The organism is Gordonia sputi NBRC 100414 (assembly GCF_000248055.1).
GTDB classification, from domain to species: domain Bacteria; phylum Actinomycetota; class Actinomycetes; order Mycobacteriales; family Mycobacteriaceae; genus Gordonia; species Gordonia sputi.
In genome coordinates this window covers 1-18,671 of record NZ_BAFC01000111.1, presented here as the reverse complement: position 1 = coordinate 18,671, position 18,671 = coordinate 1, and the positions used below count along the sequence as shown (strand labels likewise).

Genomic DNA, 18,671 nt, shown 5'->3' with positions numbered 1-18,671 from the left:
AGTGCTACACGTTAATCCTGGACGCTGCGGCATGGCCTACGATGCGACGAATGTCGTTGCGATGATCCGTGGAAGGTGGAGTGGTGACTGCTCCGATGCTGTCCAAAGGACAGAATGCACTGCTGCCCGACGAGGCAAAGCGCATCGATGTCGTAGTCAGCTGGGGTACGACGCAGTTCGAGGTCGATGTGTCGGCGCTATTACTCGAAGCCGATGGCAAAGTCGGGTCAGACGCCGATTTCATCTTTTACAATCAGCCGCAGTCACCCGACAACTCGGTGCAATTCCACGGCACCGAGGCTGTTGCGCAAGGCAGTCGGGCACGGATCACGATAGACCTCCAGCGCGTACGCGCCGACGTGCAGTCCATCGCTCTCGCGGGAAGCCTATCGAGCGGCCATTTTGGGGCCCTCAGCGAAGTGACAATCGACATCGTCGACACGTCGGGCCATTCGTTGGCTCGGTACGCAACGGACGATGCTTCAACTGAGACAGCGTTGGTGTTCGGTGAGATCTATCGCCGCGGTGACCACTGGAAGGTCCGAGCGATCGGACAAGGATGGAATTCCGGCCTGGCCGGACTGGCGACAGATTTTGGCGTCGCTATTGACGATACGAACGAATCGGCGCCGGACAACAGTGCGGCCGGTAGCGCTCATCATCCTTCTGGCGCCGGCACGCTATCCCAAGAAATCCCCCTCGGCTCGCCCTACCGACTATGGACCGAGGCCAGCACGTGGTGCGATCACGAGATCACGGTCGAAGACCTGTACCTACCGGCAATCCGTAGCCTTTTCCCATCAGCCTTCGGATCTGGTCGCCAAGAACTCACAACCGAAGTACAACTGATTCCCGAACCTACTGGACCGCAGGGAAATTGGTCTATCTCGATTCGAGCACAGGAAAGAACTATCGGGTATCTCGATCCGGCGGCAGCGCCCCAGTGGGCTGCCCCGATCAGACGTATCGTCGCTTCAGGATTCGTTCCGACGACCTCCGCCAAGATCTGGGCTAGCGAGTACGACGGCTGGGATGGACCTGAGTTCCGTCCTTCCGTGTACATCGCACTAGGCGAACCGCACCTTGCTATTCCGCTCAATAGCCCACCGGCAGGGCCTTATACGCTCCTTCCGAGGTCAGCGATAGTCCAGGTCACGAAGGAAGCCGAGCACTTCGATGTGCTGCGTCACCATGTGCCGACGAGTGGGCATGGCCTCTTGTTTGTCACCCTCGTCGAGTGCCAACCCACGGCCAGCAGGGCAAAGCCGCATGTTGAAGTTCGCATAGACGATCAACGAGTAGGACAGCTGACGCCGCAGATGAGCCAGCGGTTTCTCCCGATGATCCAGCACCTTGCGGCGCGCGGTCTGACTACCGCGGCCTGGGGCGATATCAAAGGCTCGGCAGTCGCTGCTGAGGTACGTGTCGATGGGATCAAGGCGAACGAGGCAACGTCAGCCGTCCTCGACGGACCACCGGTGACCATCCCTCCACTCTGTCCCGAACTTCCCGACTCCACCCGTTACGACCTGACACCGATGCATTCCTTACTCGTTCCGCTACCGCCGATAACCGCCACCTTCGCAACACCACCGGTCGAGCCACCGGACGGATCAGTCGTCAAGTTCGAGAAGGGCAATGGCCGCTATCACTACGTTGCAGTCCGACGTGGGAATCAGTGGGAGACAACCTCAACCGGTAATTGGGGATCGATTGACGAGGTGATGTCTTGGCCTGATCTAGCAGCGCGCGCCAGGACATTCGCGATCGCAACCGCGTGGAGCCCGGTCCGCTGGAAGCGCGACTCACGCGTGCACGAGTACCTGGCGGTTGTCCGCTTCACGATCGGACGCAAGTATCTGGCCGCGATCAACGTCTGCGCTACAGGCAGCGCACAAGGCGATTGGTACACCACGGTCACCGATCAGGCCCAGGAGCATCTACCGTTCGGCGACTACGCCAATTGGCGGGACATCGGTACGAACGGCAAACACATCGAACTGGTGACGGAGTGGTCCGAACTCGTCTGATGCGCGATAGCGAGCACTGCGTTGGGCGAGGTTAGAACATGTGACACTGCCTCGCTTGCAGTAGGCAGCCACACTCCGTCATGCTACCCAGAGCCGTCGCACGTTGAATCGAAACTCCACCACGTCGCGGTCGATGCCGTCGCACTGTCGCCCCGAATCCTGCCCAATCCGCCCGAATCGCCCTACGTTCTCCATATGCCTGACGTCACAAGTTCGGTTGTCATCTCACATCCCGTGACCATCGTCTGGGACTACATCAGCCGGCCCGAGAATCTGTACACGATCATTCCCGGGGTCGTCTCGGCAACCTCAGCAAAGCAGCCACCCTACGAGCTCGGTGACCTCTGGCACGGCGTGAATCGCACCTTTGGCATCACCGACGAATGGACCGGCACCTTCACCCATCTCGACCCTCCAAATGGGATGGAGTTCAAACTCACCGAGGCACGCGTGCCCGTCACTACGCGCGACACCCTCGAAGCAGTTTCGGGCGGGACCCGCTACACGCTTCGAATCTACGGCGATCCCCCGTTCGGCGGTGCCCTCGGACGCCTCGCCGACGCATTGAACTCGGCCCTGTTTCAGTGGCTGCTGAACCGCAACTTTGCCAAACTACCGTCGTGTGTCGACGCCTGGGCTGCGGACCACAGCTGACGAGACTCCAACCGTCGGCGTTACTCACGCGTAGAGCCGTACGGAACCGCGGCAAGAGGCACACTCCGTCACGCTACCGAGAGCCGTCACACGTTAAACCGGAACTCCACGACATCCCCGTCGTGCATGACATAGTCCTTGCCCTCCATACGCACCTTGCCAGCGGCCTTGGCGGCCTGCATCGAGCCGGCGGCGTCGAGGTCGTCGAACGAGACGATCTCGGCCTTGATGAAGCCCTTTTCGAAGTCCGTGTGGATGACGCCTGCAGCCTTGGGTGCGGTGTCGCCCTGGTGAATTGTCCACGCGCGCGACTCTTTTGGCCCCGCGGTCAGATAGGTCTGCAGGCCGAGCGTGTGGAATCCGGCCCGCGCGAGGGAGCGCAGGCCCGGCTCGTCCTGCCCGATAGAGTCGAGCAGTTCCTGGGCGTCGGCCTCGTCGAGTTCGAGTAGCTCGCTCTCGACCTTGGCGTCGAGGAACACCGCGTCGGCAGGTGCGACGGCGGCCTTGAGTTCGGCCTTGCGGGCGTCGTCGGTGAGGATCGACTCGTCGGCGTTGAACACATAGAGGAACGGCTTGGCAGTCATCAGGTGCAGTTCACGCACCGACGACAGATCAAACGAATCCTGCTGCGAGAACAGGGTTTTGCCGGAGTCGAGGATCTCCTGGGCCTTCTTCGCGGCGTCGAGCACCTCGGCCTGGTCCTTGTTCTTACGCGCTTCCTTCTCGAGCCGCGGAACGGCCTTCTCGAGTGTCTGCATGTCGGCGAGGATCAGCTCGGTCTCGATGACCTCGATGTCGGCGAAGGGATCGACGCGGCCGTCGACGTGCACGACGTCGTCGTCGGCGAAGACGCGGACGACCTGACAGATGGCGTCCGCCTCGCGGATGTTGGCCAGGAACTGGTTGCCCATGCCCTCGCCCTCGGAGGCGCCCTTGACGATGCCCGCGATGTCGACGAACGACACTGTTGCGGGCAGGATGCGTTCGCTGCCGAAGATCTCGGCGAGGCGGTCGAGTCGCTTGTCGGGCAACTCCACCACGCCGACGTTGGGCTCGATGGTGGCGAACGGATAGTTCGCCGCGAGGACGTCGTTACGGGTCAGCGCATTGAAAAGGGTGGACTTGCCGACGTTGGGAAGTCCGACGATGCCGAGGGTGAGACTCACGGGTGTCCAGTCTACGGTGACGCGTCGGCGTCGTTTGCGTCGCCACCACCGGCGTCGGGTGGCTCCTTGTCGTCGGGCACTCCGACGTTCTCGGTCACCGGGGCGCCCTGCGGCGGCAGCGTCTCCCCCGCTCGCTCGGCTATTCGTTCGTTGAGGTAGCGCAGGACGACGGTGAATGTGGCAGCGGCAGGCACCGCGAGGAACGCTCCGGTGATGCCGAAGATCGAACCGCCGAGGGTAACCGCGAGCAGCACGATGACCGCGTGCAGGTTCATCGACTTGGCCTGCAACCACGGCTGCAGCACGTTCCCCTCGAGTTGCTGCACGGCGATGATGATCGCGAGAACGATGAGTGCAGTGGTCAGACCGTTCGACACGAGTGCGATCAACACGGCGAGCGCGCCCGCCACGAACGCACCGACGATGGGGATGAAGCCACCCATGAACGTGATCACCACAAGCACTCCGGCAAGCGGCACTTTCAGTATGAACAGACCGATGCCGATGAATGTCGCATCCACCAGGCTCACGATGGCCTGCGTGCGGATGAAGCCGCCGAGGGTGCCCCACATGCGACGCAGCACCTCACTGATGTGCGTTGCCGACGGGTGCCCGATTGTGCGGTCGATCCACGGGGTGAACTTGGGTCCGTCTTTCAAGAAGAAGAAGACCAGGACGATCATGGTGAACAGAGTGACGAGCACCGAGGTGGCCGTCCCGACCCCACTGAACACACCCGACGCGATGGTGGCCGAACTCGATTGGAGCTTGCTGACGATCGCGTGGACGGCGTTGTCGATCTGCTCGTCCCGAACGTTGAGCGGCGGGCCCTGCACCCACCGCTGCAGTCGCTGCAAACCGTCGGTGGCGCGGTTGGCCAACTCGGGCGCCTGCGCGACCACCGACGGGACGATCAGAGCGATCACCGCAGCGACGACGCCGATCGCGACCAGCATCATCACCAAAGCCGCGGCGGCAGGCGGAACACCTTTTCGGCGCATCAATGCGACGGGTGGCCAGAGCACTGTGCAGATGATGATCGCGAGCAGCACCGGCAGGAGGACGACCCACAACTTGCCGACGACCCACAGCAATACCCAGACCGCAGCCACGACGAGCACAGCCTGCAGCGCGACGATCGCAGACTCGCGGAGGCCTTCCCGGATCACCGACATCCGGGTCGGGTGTTTCTTGTCGGCAGCCACTGCGGAGTCGGTGGCGGAAGTGGCGGGTGCGGTCTCGGCGGGTTCAGAGTCGGACGTGGCAGGGACGTTCTCGGACGAAGCGGTCACGCGATGATCCTCACATGAGCAACCGGGTCATGCGAAAAGCGATCGCTCGCATGACTCGGATCGTCGCTTCAGTGGCGCGCGAAAGTTCGCTTGAGCCAGCGCAGCATCGCGTTGATCGCCTCGATCTCGGCAAGCATGGGGGTCAAGATCTCCGGGGGGATCGGCGCGTCGTCGTCCGCGGCGCTACGTTGCGGAGTTGCCTTCACCGAAGCATCACCGGCAGGCTCGACGCGGCCGTCCGGTCCCACCCCGCGTGTCGACGACGTGTTGTCGAGGTGAGCGAGGTCGTCGACGCCTGCACTCGGTCCGGATAGCTGCTGCTCGGCGAGAATGCTGTCGACGGTCTCGGATCCGTACAGTCCGCGCAGAATGTCCAGACCCCACTCGGGATACTCCACGAGCGGGAGTTCACGGTTGCGACCTCGATGTCGAAAACCGCCAAAGTGTGTACTCATGCGTAACATGGTGCCACCCAGATGTAATCTACGTCACGTTTTTCCGGTTTCCCTCACGGCCTCAGCGATGGCCGATTTCCGCCAGAACAGTCCTGCGCGCCGTGTCAGAGTTGAATTATGACCACCCCGCCGATGGCCCCTGGCCTCGACTTCGATGCCTGCTACCGGGCGTTGTCGGCTCGAGATCGACGATTCGACGGCCAGTTCTTTGTCACCGTGCACACGACCGGCATCTACTGCCGCCCGTCGTGTCCCGCCCGGACACCACTACCCGCCAACATCTCGTTCGTCCCGACCGCCGCCGCAGCCCAGACGCGTGGATTCCGCGCGTGCCGACGCTGCGCACCCGACGCCGTGCCGGGCTCACCGAGGTGGAATGCCAACGCCGACCTCGGTGCGCGAGCGATGCGGCTCATCTCCGACGGCGTGGTGGAACGCAACGGCGTCGACGGACTCGCCGCGGCACTCGGCTACTCTCCTCGCCATCTCACTCGAGTGCTGACCGACGAACTCGGCGCAGGCCCCCTCGCGTTGGCCCGCGCACGGCGTGCGACCAGTGCACGCATACTCATCCAGCGCACGACGATGCCCATGTCCGACGTCGCATTCGCCGCGGGATTCTCCAGTGTGCGGCAATTCAACGACACGATCCGCGAGATCTTCGGCCTGACGCCGACGCGGCTGCGCGCGCTCCGCACTAACAGCGCGGATGCGGGAACTCACGCCGAGGACGGTGCGATCTCACTGCGCCTCCCCTACCGCGAACCCTTCGACGCCTCCTGGCCCGCGACGCTCTTGGGTGCACACGCCGTCGACTCGATGGAAGAGTTCATCGGCGATCCCGCGGGCGACTGGACGTTCTCGCGCGTCCTCACGCTCCCGCACGGACATGCCCTTGCCCGGATCTCGCTGGGATCGGGGCGTGACCGGCGCGGTGGCTACCTGCGAGTCGACCTCTCGCACGTCGACACCCGAGACCTCGGCACGGCAGTGTCGCGTGTACGCCGCCTCCTCGACCTTGACGCCGACGCCGCTGCCGCAGAAGACGTCCTGCGGCGCGATCCACGCCTTGCACCCCTGATCGACGCAGGCCCCGGCATTCGGTTACCCGGATCGCCGGACCCGACGGAGGCTCTGATCCGCACGATGATGGGCCAGCAGATCAGCGTCCGCGCGGCACGCCATCACGTCGGGGCATTGGTCTCGGCTCTCGGGACGGACACCGGGTGGAGCGACGGTCCCGCACGGGCGTTCCCCACCGCGACGGCGATCGCCGACAACGGTGGGTCGGTGCTGCGGGGTCCGCGTACACGCGTCGACGCCATCGTCGCCGCGGCGTCGGCGATCGCCGAAAACTCGATGGAACTTCACCAGGGGGTCGCTGCGTCTGAGTTGCGTGCTCGTCTTCTGACTCTGCGCGGGGTCGGGGCCTGGACCGCCGACTACGTGACGATGGTCGTCACCGGCGACCCCGACACCCTGCTCCACCACGACCTCGTGGTGCGGCATGCCGCGAACGATCTCGGCGTCGACCTCACCGCCACTCAGGGATGGGCACCGTGGCGCTCCTACGCATCGATGCATCTGTGGCGCCATCGGCTCGGGCCGCAGCTCGGCACGGTCGCCTGACCGCCGAACCGGCGTGTCCGCGCACCGGACCGCACCGACACGCGCCAGGAGGCAACCATGACAACACTCGACGCCGTCCCCACCGAACCCACCGAGCCATCGACCGACCCCGATACCACCAACGCAGAGCCGTCAGCGGTTGAGTCCGAGGCGGTTGAGTCCGACGCGGTTGAGTCCGACGCGGTTGAATCGTCAGCGGCCCACGCGACCGTCGCGACGCCGACGGGCCCCTTCACCTTTGTTGTCGACGACGCAGGCGCGGTGCTGGCCTCGGGCTGGACCGACGACGCCGCGTCGCTCTTGCCGTCGATCCACCGGGCACTCCGACCGGCGTCGTCTCGGTGGTCTGAGGAACTCACCGACGTGCGCGACGCGGTCGACGCCTACTACGCCGGCCAACTCGACGCGATCGACGCGGTGGCGGTCCGGCAACGTTCGGGGCCCTATGTGGAGAAGGTCTGGGGGTCGCTGCGCGCCGTCGCGCCGGGCAGTCCCACGACGTTCGTCCAGCTGGCCGAGGCGACCGGACACCCGACGGCGATTCGGGCGACCGCCACGGCCTGCGCGAGAAACGCGGCCACGCTGTTCGTTCCGTGCCACCGCGTGCTCCGCCAGGACGGCACGGTCGCGGGATTTCGCTACGGCAAGCCGCTCAAGCAGTGGCTGCTCACCTACGAGGACGGCGGTACCCCGACGTTCTGACCTCAATGGCCCCCTGAACTGCGCTGACGGAAAATTGTCGGTACCGGACGGCACGATCACTGTCATGTTGTCCGTCGCTATCGCTCTCTTCGTGGGTCTGTTGCTCGGTGCCGTGCTGGGTTGGCTGGCCAACGCATCACGCTCTGCCGCGGCGGTGTCGGCCGCACGTACGGAGGCCGACGCGCTGCGCAGCTCCCAGGAGCTCGCAGCGCGATCACTGACGGCGGCAAGCGAAGACGCCGCACGCAGACAGTCGACTGCCATCGGCAGCCAGGTCAACCACATCGTCGAGCCACTGCGCGGGGTGCTGGGTCAGTTGTCGGAAGAACTGCGCAGGGTCGAGCACAACCGGATCAGCGCGTATTCGGGGCTCGCCGAGCAGGTACGCGGTATGCACACCGCCTCTCAGCAGCTGTCGAACGAGACCCGCGCGCTGGCCAACGCGCTGCACACACCGCATATCAGGGGCCGCTGGGGCGAGCTGCAGCTCGAACGGGTCGTAGAGCTGGCAGGCATGAGCGAGCATTGCGACTTCAGCACGCAGGTGTCGGCCGAGTCCGACATCGCCGGGCAGGTTCGACCGGACATGGTGATCCACCTGGCGGGCAACCGCGACATCGTCGTCGACGCGAAGGTTCCGCTGCACGCGTACCTCTCCGCCGCGGACTGCACCGATCCGGACAAGCGGGCAGCGCTCCTGGCCGACCACGCGCGCGCGGTCAGGGCACACGTGACGCAGTTGGCGGCGAAGTCGTACTGGACCGCGTTCGCCAACACTCCGGAGATGGTCGTGTTGTTCGTACCCGGAGACACCATCCTCGACGCCGCGGTGCGCGTTGATCCCGGACTCATCGAATACGGGTTCGGGCGGAACGTCGTGGTGACGACCCCGACCAGCCTCGTCGCATTACTGCGCACAGTCGCTCTCGGGTGGCGCCACGACGCCCTCGCCGCCGACGCCGCGACGATCCGAGAGCTCGGCGTCGAGCTCCACCACCGCCTCGGATCGGTCCTGAATCACCTCGACAAAACGGGCGCTTCACTACGTCGGGCGGTCGAATCGTTCAACTCGACGCTCGGCGCCGTCGACAGCCGCGTCGGAGTCACAGCTCGCAAACTCGCGTCGCTCGAATCGCTCGGAATCTCCTCCGAACCGGATCGACCCAGCCCCGTCGATGTCGGTGTGCGCCCCACTCCCGGAATGTCCGTATCAGAGTCCGACAACCCGAACCGAATACCCGACGAACCAGACGCGCGCGCAACATCGAGCACTGGTTAAGGGAAATCCGGGGATCACCCGGTACCGTCTAGGAGTGCCTTTCCCGCAGCGAAGCCGCTCCGCGGTGCCCGTCGACCAACAGTCGGTACTGCCCAACGTCAGGGGTATCCCCTGGTGGGGCGCCGTTCTGGTGGCCGCGGCCTTCACCGCTGTTGGTGCGATCATCGACGCCAATCAGAGCGAGGCGCTGGGGTCGGTCTTCAACTTCTTCTACCTCGTCGGCTGCGTCGTCGCTGTTCTCGCTGTCCGCAGGCGGGCATTGTTCACCGCCGTCGCACAGCCGCCGCTGATCGCGTTTGGTGTGGGTGTCATCACCCTGTACGGCCTCAACGCCGACGAAGCGTCGGGCCTCAAGAGCCTGATTTTCAAGGTGCTGCTTCCGATCGCCAACGACTTCCCGTGGATCCTGTTCACCTTCCTCGTGACGCTGGCACTCGGTGTCGGACGCTGGTACATCACGCGCGGCCAAACACTTACCGATTCACCCGCACCGAAACGTCGATCACGCGGCGCGGGTACCGAGCACACGTTCAAGAATCCGACCCCAAAGAATCCGACCCCAAAGGATTCCACCCCAAAGGATTCGACGTCGCGCACGTCTGAGGCTGCACGCGCGCGAGCCGGGGACTCGAAGACCAAGCGTTCGCCGCAAAGTGGCGCAGCGAAGTCGGACCAAGGACAACAACCGGGTACCGCTCGGCGTCGGGCGAAGGCTGCTCGACCGGAGTCCGATGCGACGCCACGCACGCGCAAGGCGCCCCCACAGGCAACGTCGACCGATGACCCCCGTCCTCGACGCCGCACCTCCGGCGAGCCGGGCGAGCGAAACCAAGGCAGCCGAAGCCAGGGCGAGCGGAGTGCGGGGCGTGAACGCCCGGCGCGCGACGATCACCGCGAACGCCCCGCCCGCGAACGTCCAGTGACCGACGACGGCGCGCGCCCCCGCCCACCCCGGCCCGCACAACAGGATCCTCGTCCGCGTGCGACGGCTGGGCAGGTGCAGCGCACTGCTGCCGGCGAGCAACTCGACGGCCAGGCCGTCCGCGCCACTGCGGCCGCCGATCTCGATCGGTATGAGCCGGCAACACGCGCGGCGGGTTCCGCTGTCTACCAGACCACTCGCGCACGCAATCAGCGCTGAGCGTCAAAGAGTTCCGTCTGCAAGCCAATCACCGAGTAGCCGGGCCGCGCCGTCGACCAACGACGGCCAGTCCATCGCCTGCTCGTCGGCACCGTCGCTGACCACTTTGACCAATTGGCACCGCACGTCGAACGCGGCCGCGACGTATGTGACGGCACAGCCCTCCATGTCCACCAGATCTGCGTGTAGTGCCAGACTCGCGCGACGTACCGGATCGGCGACGAAGGTGTCGCCCGAGGCGAGCACCGAGCCGTCGCCGTCGGGAACCTCCCACCGATCGACGATCGGGTAACCCATGGCACGCAGTTCGGTCGCGCTGATGTCGTGCTCGACGACCACCGACGGCAAGAACAACCCAGCGTGATGATCGTGCAGCGCTCCCGCGGTGCCGATGTTGACGACGAGCCTCGTCGACGGTGCCGAGGGGTCGGCCAAGGCGCGGGTCAAGGCGGCCGTCGCGCGCATCTTGCCGATTCCCGTGACGAGCAGTCGCGCACCGGACGGCACGTACTTCGCCTCGGCGCGGGTGGCCGAGACGATGAGGATCGAGGGATCGAAGTCGTGGTCAGGCGGCGTCGAATTCATCGGTGGCCTTCCGCGAGCGCCAACGTCGCGCGGGCCGCATCGCCAAGCGCCACACCGTATCCGGGTCCGTGTCGCACCGAATGCACCGCGAGCGGATGCATCTGGTGAAGCAGAATTCGTTGCCGCCATCCGTCGGTGAGCGGATGCGTGTGCTGATAAGAATCGACGACGTTGTCGAGATGCGGGCAGCCGAACAGCGCGAGCATCGCGAGGTCGGTCTCGCGGTGTCCGCCATGCGCAGCGGGATCAATGAGGACCGCGCCATCTGGCGTCCACACCACGTTTCCGCCCCATAGGTCACCGTGCAGGCGCGCAGGCGGAGCACCGTCGTCGAAGGTTCCCGCGGCGATGAGATCGCAGGCTTGTCGGGTCGACTCCGCGTCACGCTGCGTGACGTTGCCCGCGGCGATTCCCGCTTCGAGGAACGGCAGCACGCGCGCCGAGGCGTAGAACTCACCCCAGTGGTCGAGCTCGACGGTGGGCAGGGGCAGCTTGCCGATGAATTGCCTGCCGTCGTAACCATCTGGTGGAGAACCGAATTGGGCCGCGCCCGCGCTGTGCGTGCGGGCAAGCATACGGCCGAGATCCTCGGCTGCGGCGACGGTCGGGCGTGTGGTGGTCAGTCGTTCGAGTTCGATGTTGTTCGCGGACACCGAGATCACGCCGACAACCCGCGCTCCCCCTGCCGCCAGCCACCGCAACGACGCCGCTTCGGCCGCGAAGAAGTCTGGATCATCGCCCGCCGCAGCGGTTTTGACGAAGGAGTTACTCACCCGTGGTCCGCTGTCGTCCCCGACTGCGTCTCTTGCGCCGACCGCGTCTCGAGGGTCGTGCCTGCAACGCGCGCAAGGTGATCGAACCGGTTGTTGGCGATGCGCATGACGATCTCGTACGGCAGCGCGAACTTGCGCGCCCACCAGTAGCCGAAACGGGTATCGAAGGACGTGTAGACCATGAACTTGTTCTTCCGCACACCTGCGAGAATCTTGGCCGCAGCGGATTCCGGACTGACCGAGATGCGGTGAAAGTGACTGATGGCCTTGGCAACTCGCGGATCGTCGCGGTCGACCCCGACGATGCTCACCGTGTTGACGAGCGGCGTGGCGACGGCACCCGGACACACCAGCGAGACACCGATGCCGTGTCGGCGAAGGTCGAACCTCAACACCTCGGAGACACCGCGGATACCGAACTTGCTCGCGCTGTAGGCGGCGTGCCACGGCAGCGCGAGTAGCCCCGCCGCCGACGAGACGTTCACCAGGTGACCACCCTCACCGCGTCGAACCATCTGTGGCACAAAGGATTCGATGATGTGAATCGGACCCATGAGATTGACGTCGACCATCGACCGCCAGTGCTTGTGCTGCAGATTCTCAACCGTGCCCCACACGGAGATGCCCGCGATGTTCATCACCACGTCCATCACGCCGACCTCGGCGTCGACCTGGCGCGCGAACGCCGACACCCAGTCGTAGTCGGAAACGTCGCCCGCGAGGTGGAAGAGCACGACGCCACCGGAAGCGATTATCTCGGCGACCACCTCGTCGAGTGTCTCGGCGTGCAGATCGGTCAACACCAGCTCGGCGCCCTGCGCCGCCGCCGCCTCTGCCGTCGCCCGGCCGATTCCGCTCGCCGCGCCGGTGATCAGCACCTTGCGACCGCGCAACGACGGCACCGGCGTCTTCATGACGAGATCATGGATACCCATGGTTTCCAACAGTAGCGGCAGGTTCACCGGACGCGAATGCGGACCGGCCGATCAGTGAACGCCCGTACCCACACTCACCCGATGGGCAGTTTGCCGTCGAACAACCCGTAGATCACGTCGAGCATCGCGTTGAGTACCTGCGCCGACACGTCAGGCCCCTCGGACAGCAACAGCTGGGTGATCTCTTTCGGGTCACCGGACTTCAGCAACTGCTGAACGAACGGAATCACCAGCGACAGACCGCCATCGGAACTCGGAGTGCTCGACTGCGGGGTCGCCGGCGGCTTGTTGAGAGTGTCAACCGAAGGCGACGCAGCGCCCGGGTGCGCATAGTTGAGGATTCCGTTGGTGATCGCCATCGCGTACTTCAATTGTCCGTCGTGACCCGCAAGTGCTGCCGCTTCGGTGGGATTCGACAAGTTGCCCATCTCGATGAACACAGCCGGCACCGTCGTGAGATTCACCGCGGCGATATCGGACCTGGTCTGGATGCCATTGTTGACGCCCGCGTAGTTCGCAGGCGGGAAGCCCGCCTTCACGAACGCGTCGCGCATGATGTCCGACGCCTTACGCCCCTGCCCACCCTGCACCGCGTTCGCCTTGGCGTCGGGAAGCGGAAGCGCGGGAACGATCATGTGAAAGCCCTTTTTCGCAGCGTCGGCGCCCGCAGTCGTCGAATCGGCGTGCAGGCTGACAGCGACCGCCGCACCCGACCGGCTCGCGGCGGCCGCGCGTTCGTCGACGCATCCGCCCCACCCGGTGTCGTCGGGCCTGCTCAGCACCACTCGCGCACCCTGGCTTTCCAGACCGGCTTTCACCAGTTGCGAGATCTGCCAGTTCACGGTGTGCTCGGCGGCCCCGTTGACCCCGGTGGCGCCGGTGGTCTGGCAGTCCTTCTTGCCGCCGCGGCCATCGGGCACCTGCGCCGACAGACTGTGGCCGGCAGAGCCGCCCTGATGTCCTGGATCGAGAAACACCGTCTTGCCTGCAAGGGAGTTGCCGGTCGCCGACGGTGCGGCGGGCGCGGTGGGCGCAGCCATCGCGGTACCCGCCCCCGTCGTGACGGTGACGGTTGCGGTGGCCGCAAACGCGAGCGCGGCGGCAGCAGCAGACACACGGGTCCGCAGGTGTCGTTTCTGGGTCATCACGGTTTCGGGCACGCTCGGCTTCTGCCGGGCGAACCTCACTCCTTCCAAGACGCAACACTGGTCACAACAGTCACAGCTTTAACAGCTAAGCAGCAGAGTGCGCAATGTGGAAATCGGTGACCTGGGACGATGAAATTCGTTAGGCAGCTGTGACGTCCCTGCAATCGGTGGGACGCGCTCGTCGATCAGTGCGTGTCCGGCAGGTGACGAGTGATGTGCAGGATGCCGTACTCGTCGTCGACCGTTTCTGCTGTCGCCAGGACGCCTTCGAGAGCCTCCCGCGCGGCACCACGATCCATTCCTGATCCGATCGCGACGATCCTGGTGCGGGGCTCCTCCCCCGACCAGCCATCGCGCGTGATGCGAACAAAACCGCCGACACCGTGGACGATGTAGCGCTCGGGATACCCCGGTAGATCGAACCTGACCACGCCCTTGAGGCGATAGCACCCGGTTGGCGGCTCGCGCAGCAACTCTGCGAGTCGTCGCGGATCGACGGCGTCGGCGGTGTCGAGCTCGACGGACTGGTAGACGTCGTGCAGGTGCGTGTGCGCCTCGTGATGAGAATGTGGAGCTTCTGCGTGCACGGGGTGCTCGACGTCGGCCTGTTGACGTTCGGGGTCTGGAATCAGCAATTCGTCGAGTGTGAGCTGACGTGGCTTCGTGACGTCTTCGACGGCGCGCGTCAGCCGATCGAACAGCAACGCCGGATCGACCCGCCCTTCTGCCACAGCGACGACGGGCGCGGACGGATTCAATTCACGGACAGCTGCGACCAGCTCCGAGAGCGTCTGCGCGTCGACGAGGTCACGTTTGTTGACGACGACGAGGTCGGCGATCGCGATGTGCGAGTCGACGTCCGGGTGCCGCACGCGCAGGTCGGCAAAGCCGGCGGCGTCGACCACGTACACGAGCCCGCCGTAGCGCATCGTCGGGTCGTCGAGTCCTGCGACGAGCCGGACGAGCGTCTTCGGTTCCGCGATGCCACTCGCTTCGATCACGATCGCGTCGAGGCCGGCCTCCGGTCGAGCCAGTGCCACCAGCGCAGCGTCGAGTCCCTCGCGGTCGACCGAGCAGCACATGCAGCCGTTGGACAGCGTGACCGCTCCGTCGGCCTGACCGGCCACCAGCAGCGCGTCGATGTTGATGGCGCCGAAGTCGTTGACGAGGACGCCGAGCCGCGCCCTGTCCGCTGCTCGCCCATCCGCGGTCTTCCCTGCTCCGCCAGCGCGCAGCAGGTGATTGAGCACGGTCGTCTTGCCCGCACCGAGAAAGCCCGCGAGAACGACGACGGGCACCGGCTCCGCGGTCATGCGGGCGAGTCGGCGAGACCGTCGAAGCAGTCGGTGCAGATCACCGCCAGCTCGCGTCCCAGCCGATCCGGATAGTTGTCGACGTTGCTCGTCGGTCGGCCGCACTCGCTGCATCTGCCGACCACGGCGGCGTCGTCGGAGAAGTCGACGGTCATCCGCTTGTCGAAGACGTACAGCGAGCCCTCCCAGAGGCCGCGGTCGCCGTATTGCTCGCCGTAGCGGACGATGCCGCCGTCGAGTTGATAGACCTCGGAGAAGCCGCGCTTACGCATGAGCATCGACAGCACTTCACAGCGCACACCGCCCGTGCAGTAGGTGACGACGGGACGGTCCTTGAGGTGGTCGAATGCGCCGCTGTCGAGGAGCGGTACGAAGTCACGCGTGGTCTCGACATCGGGGACGACCGCGCCGGCGAAGCGTCCGATCTGCGCCTCGATCTGATTGCGTCCGTCGAAGAAGACGACGTCGTCGCCCCGTTCGGCAACGAGGCGGTGGATGCCATCCGGGTCGAGTCGTTCGCCACCTCCGACGACGCCATTCGCGTCGACATCGAGTTCATCGGGAGCACCGAATGTGACGATTTCCGGTCGGACCCGAACGACCAACTTCGGAAAGTCGTCGCCGACGCCTTCGGACCATTTGATGTCGACATCTCGGAATGCAGGGTATTCACGCAGTCTTCTGACGTAGCGTTTGACGCTGGCCAGTTCGCCGCCGACGGTGGCATTGATACCGTGCGGGGACACAATGATCCTTCCGCGAAGATTGAGCGATTCGCACACGGCTACTTGCCACAGGCGTATCGCTTCAGGATCCGGAAGCGGCGTGAAGACATAGAACAACACGATCTTGGGGGTCGACACAGTGCAAGGGTACGGTCGGCGCCGCACGCGTTTTCTGGCGGTTCCCGCAATCGCCGCAGCTGCGATGCTCGGTGTTGCGATCACCTCGTGCGGGTTGAACACCAGCACCACTCCCTCGTCGATCGTGTTACCGCCTAAGGACAACTTGTCGACCGAATCGGATTATCCGAGTTCATCGACGACGATCGCCACGCAAAGTCGTACCGCGACGTTTCTGCCGAGCGGGACAATCGGCCGCGCGATAGCGACCGCGCCACGCGCCGACAATTCGCGATATCACCAGGGTTCGACGACCCCGCGCGGCCCTGTCATCGAGACGTCCGGATTTCACTTCACCACCCCGGACAGAGCTGTCAGCTGCTCCACAGAGATCAACGTCGACGCTTCCCGTCGCGCTCTCACGTGCCGAGCGAATGACGGCCAGTCGTCTGCGCCACGCCCGGCACGCACGCCGCGTTCCTGTGCATGGGCTGAGGATTTGGTTGTCCTGACGGCCGAACGTGCGCAACAAGGCGGTTGCGAGAATGAGCATCCGGTTTTGTATCGCAGCGCAATCGTCGACTACGGAACAACCATTTCAGTCGGCAGATTCTCGTGCTTGATCGACACCCCTGGAATCTTCTGCCTGCAATCTGACTCGCAATCCGGATTCTCGCTCAGCACAAAGGGTTTCGCCCCGCTCAATGCTGCCGACAAGGCTCCTGGGTCTCTTTCGAACCCGACTGCAATGGATTCCGATACAGCCACGACAACCGGACCCGACCAGCCTCGCGACGACACACCTACATCTCCGACGAATTGAAGCAGGCATTGCTTGATCAGCAATGCTCAGTAGTGACGCGAACCGCATTTCAACGCTTAAACCTCCCCGACCACTCATGCGCACGCCGTCGCCACGATTACAGATTCCGAATATTCGAAGAAACGGTGTATAAAGAATGTATATACAGTCCAAGTTCGATGAGTGTCGAAGCAGGCGTCGACGAGGGTAGGCCCTGACCGCACTCACAAGAACAGCAGTACATCGCAGCGACAAGCTCTCCGCTGCGTCCACAAGTCCACAGCACAACCCGGAGGGGAAAATGGCAAAGAAGGAAATCGTCCAGGTCATCGACGACGTCGACGGGAGAGTGCTCGACGAGTACGAGACCGTCCGCTGGAGCCTCGACGGCAAGAGCTATGAGTTCGACACTTCGTCGAAGCACGCCCAGCAGTTCCGCGACGGACTCGCGAAATACATTTCGGTTTCTCGCGCGAGCGGTTCACGCAGCCCCAAGCGTGTAGCACACAACGCAGGTGGCGCCCGAAGCAAAGAGCAGACGCAGGCAATCCGCGCATGGGCAACCAAGAACGGCTTTGAGGTCAGCGACCGCGGTCGAATCCCGTTGAATGTGCTCGAGGCATTCGAAGCAGCACACTGACGTCGCGCGGCGCGTCGCATCAACTGTCGCGCCGCATTGATGGACACATACAAGTTGGGCGTCTACACAGCCGATGGCTGCGTAGACGCCCTACTTGTCGGGCCGGGTACACCGATCACCAATTTCGCAGTCTCAGCGGCGACGCTCGCAGCGTCGTCGAATACGACTCTCGGAAGCCTTCGGGCGTGAGTCCGATTCCCGGGATCGAATCGACGTATTTCGACGCATATGCGGCCCACTCGGCGTCGTACGCTCCGGCGTCGTCAGTCGAGTGGCGATCGGCGTGTGTTTCGTGTCGACGGTGGTGAGGTCAGGAGGACCTGTTCGTCTGACAGCCAGTGCGCGACGTAAGCGGCGCGTTCGGGAGCGCCGCGGCCACGCTGATAAGCATGTCGCGATCCACGGGCGAAGACCGAATTTGGTTCCAGATACGCGCATGGTGTAGTTTCGCCTTTGCGCTTGGGACGGATTTCACCGGGCGCGCATTCACGAATACGGGGCTATGGCGCAGCTGGTAGCGCACCACACTGGCAGTGTGGGGGTCAGGGGTTCGAGTCCCCTTAGCTCCACCGAGAAGACCCTCTCCGACCTCATCGGAGAGGGTCTTTTGCTGCTTGGGCGTCGTGGTCGGTGTGCAGCCTAGGGCTTCGCGGTATTGAATCGCCTTATGTCACATGGCGAGACTCCCGCCGAGAGCAGGCGTGGCGCCGTCGTCGTGTTCGTGATCGTGTCGTTCGCCGTCACGTGGCTGATCTGGCTACCGATTCTGATCACGGCTCGGACCGACGCTCTCGACTCTATGCCGTGGACGTTCTTCCTCGCATCAGCCGGACCCGCATGTGGTGCCATCGCCGCGGCGATGTGGGAGGGCGGCATGCACGGTGTGCGGCAGTGGGCACGGCGCACGTTCTCGGTGAATTTCCGGCCGATCTGGTGGCTCGTCGCCATCGGGATGCCGGTGGCCTACGGTGTGATCGCATATGTGGTGAGCGCGATCGTTACCGGCGGGTGGCCGGATCTCCACCGGTTCGGCGCCACCGAGAAGTTGCCGGAGCTCGCCTGGCCCATCGTGTTGGCGGTGTGGATTCTCACCTTCGGCGTCGGAGAGGAAGCCGGATGGCGGGGTTGGCTGCTACCAACACTCTCACGCAGAATGTCGGTCTTCTGGGCAGCGGCCTTGGTGGCAGTGGTTTGGATAGCCTGGCACCTTCCGGCGTTCTACTTCAATCCGACCTACATGGAGATGGGGGCGGGCATCGTCGGCTGGATGCTTGCTCTTTTCTGC

Annotated in this window: 17 protein-coding genes and 1 tRNA gene; 9 read left to right on the top strand and 9 right to left on the bottom strand. The window is 64.4% G+C overall.

Annotation, left to right across the window (positions count from 1 at the left end; all coding sequences use genetic code 11):
- Window positions 1–83: 83 nt before the first annotated feature.
- Window positions 84–2,030, top strand: coding sequence for a TerD family protein (locus GOSPT_RS17150; protein ID WP_005207712.1), 1,947 nt, complete (start codon window positions 84–86; stop codon window positions 2,028–2,030).
- 195 nt (window positions 2,031–2,225) lie between these two features.
- On the top strand, window positions 2,226–2,684 hold the full coding sequence (locus GOSPT_RS17145) for an SRPBCC family protein (RefSeq protein WP_039856486.1): 459 nt from the start codon (window positions 2,226–2,228) through the stop codon (window positions 2,682–2,684).
- 86 nt (window positions 2,685–2,770) lie between these two features.
- Here GOSPT_RS17145 and ychF read toward each other — a convergent pair whose 3' ends face one another.
- The 3 genes from ychF to GOSPT_RS17130 form a co-directional block, all read right to left on the bottom strand.
- Window positions 2,771–3,850, bottom strand: a complete 1,080-nt coding sequence (ychF, locus tag GOSPT_RS17140) for a redox-regulated ATPase YchF (protein ID WP_005207710.1) — start codon at window positions 3,848–3,850, stop codon at window positions 2,771–2,773.
- 11 nt (window positions 3,851–3,861) lie between these two features.
- Window positions 3,862–5,142 (bottom strand): AI-2E family transporter, encoded by a 1,281-nt coding sequence (locus GOSPT_RS17135; protein ID WP_005207709.1) that lies wholly within the window; start codon window positions 5,140–5,142, stop codon window positions 3,862–3,864.
- 68 nt (window positions 5,143–5,210) lie between these two features.
- Window positions 5,211–5,597, bottom strand: coding sequence for a hypothetical protein (locus GOSPT_RS17130; RefSeq protein ID WP_231894603.1), 387 nt, complete (start codon window positions 5,595–5,597; stop codon window positions 5,211–5,213).
- Window positions 5,598–5,714: 117 nt separating this feature from the next.
- On the opposite strand from GOSPT_RS17130, the gene GOSPT_RS17125 reads away from it, so the two are divergent.
- The 4 genes from GOSPT_RS17125 to GOSPT_RS17110 all read left to right on the top strand — a co-directional run bounded on the left by GOSPT_RS17125 (window position 5,715) and on the right by GOSPT_RS17110 (window position 10,348).
- Entirely contained in the window at window positions 5,715–7,226 is a 1,512-nt protein-coding gene (locus tag GOSPT_RS17125; RefSeq protein WP_005207707.1) for an Ada metal-binding domain-containing protein, read from the top strand.
- Between the two features lie 57 nt (window positions 7,227–7,283).
- A complete protein-coding gene (locus GOSPT_RS17120; protein WP_005207706.1) occupies window positions 7,284–7,928 on the top strand; it encodes a methylated-DNA--[protein]-cysteine S-methyltransferase in 645 nt (214 codons plus the stop codon).
- Window positions 7,929–7,992: 64 nt separating this feature from the next.
- Complete coding sequence (locus GOSPT_RS17115) at window positions 7,993–9,207, top strand: DNA recombination protein RmuC (protein WP_039856483.1); 1,215 nt, start codon at window positions 7,993–7,995, stop codon at window positions 9,205–9,207.
- A 34-nt stretch (window positions 9,208–9,241) separates the two neighbouring features.
- The gene (locus GOSPT_RS17110; RefSeq protein ID WP_231895451.1) at window positions 9,242–10,348 is read left to right on the top strand and encodes a DUF6542 domain-containing protein; all 1,107 of its coding nucleotides are present in this window, start codon (window positions 9,242–9,244) and stop codon (window positions 10,346–10,348) included.
- A gap of 3 nt (window positions 10,349–10,351) precedes the next feature.
- Here the strand turns inward: GOSPT_RS17110 and GOSPT_RS17105 are convergent, their stop codons facing one another.
- The 6 genes from GOSPT_RS17105 to trhO all read right to left on the bottom strand — a co-directional run bounded on the left by GOSPT_RS17105 (window position 10,352) and on the right by trhO (window position 15,965).
- Window positions 10,352–10,933, bottom strand: a complete 582-nt coding sequence (locus GOSPT_RS17105) for a nucleosidase (protein ID WP_005207703.1) — start codon at window positions 10,931–10,933, stop codon at window positions 10,352–10,354.
- The gene (locus tag GOSPT_RS17100) at window positions 10,930–11,706 is read right to left on the bottom strand and encodes a fructosamine kinase family protein (protein WP_005207702.1); all 777 of its coding nucleotides are present in this window, start codon (window positions 11,704–11,706) and stop codon (window positions 10,930–10,932) included. The genes GOSPT_RS17105 and GOSPT_RS17100 overlap by 4 nt, the downstream gene beginning before the upstream one ends.
- Window positions 11,703–12,641 (bottom strand): SDR family oxidoreductase, encoded by a 939-nt coding sequence (locus GOSPT_RS17095; RefSeq protein WP_039856506.1) that lies wholly within the window; start codon window positions 12,639–12,641, stop codon window positions 11,703–11,705. Before GOSPT_RS17095 ends, GOSPT_RS17100 begins: the two co-directional genes overlap by 4 nt.
- A 74-nt stretch (window positions 12,642–12,715) precedes the next feature.
- Complete coding sequence (locus GOSPT_RS17090; protein ID WP_039856481.1) at window positions 12,716–13,786, bottom strand: N-acetylmuramoyl-L-alanine amidase; 1,071 nt, start codon at window positions 13,784–13,786, stop codon at window positions 12,716–12,718.
- Window positions 13,787–13,974: 188 nt separating this feature from the next.
- Entirely contained in the window at window positions 13,975–15,102 is a 1,128-nt protein-coding gene (locus GOSPT_RS17085; RefSeq protein WP_005207699.1) for a CobW family GTP-binding protein, read from the bottom strand.
- Window positions 15,099–15,965, bottom strand: a complete 867-nt coding sequence (trhO, locus tag GOSPT_RS17080) for an oxygen-dependent tRNA uridine(34) hydroxylase TrhO (protein WP_039856480.1) — start codon at window positions 15,963–15,965, stop codon at window positions 15,099–15,101. The genes GOSPT_RS17085 and trhO overlap by 4 nt, the downstream gene beginning before the upstream one ends.
- A gap of 1,082 nt (window positions 15,966–17,047) precedes the next feature.
- Here trhO and GOSPT_RS17070 point away from each other — a divergent pair.
- The 3 genes from GOSPT_RS17070 to GOSPT_RS17060 all read left to right on the top strand — a co-directional run.
- Window positions 17,048–17,386 carry a histone-like nucleoid-structuring protein Lsr2 gene (locus tag GOSPT_RS17070; RefSeq protein WP_005207697.1) on the top strand — a complete coding sequence of 113 codons (339 nt, stop codon included), beginning with the start codon at window positions 17,048–17,050 and terminating at the stop codon, window positions 17,384–17,386.
- A gap of 496 nt (window positions 17,387–17,882) precedes the next feature.
- Window positions 17,883–17,955: transfer RNA gene (locus GOSPT_RS17065), tRNA-Ala, on the top strand.
- A gap of 98 nt (window positions 17,956–18,053) precedes the next feature.
- A partial coding sequence (locus GOSPT_RS17060) for a CPBP family intramembrane glutamic endopeptidase (RefSeq protein ID WP_005207696.1) occupies window positions 18,054–18,671 on the top strand: 618 nt, incomplete at its 3' end.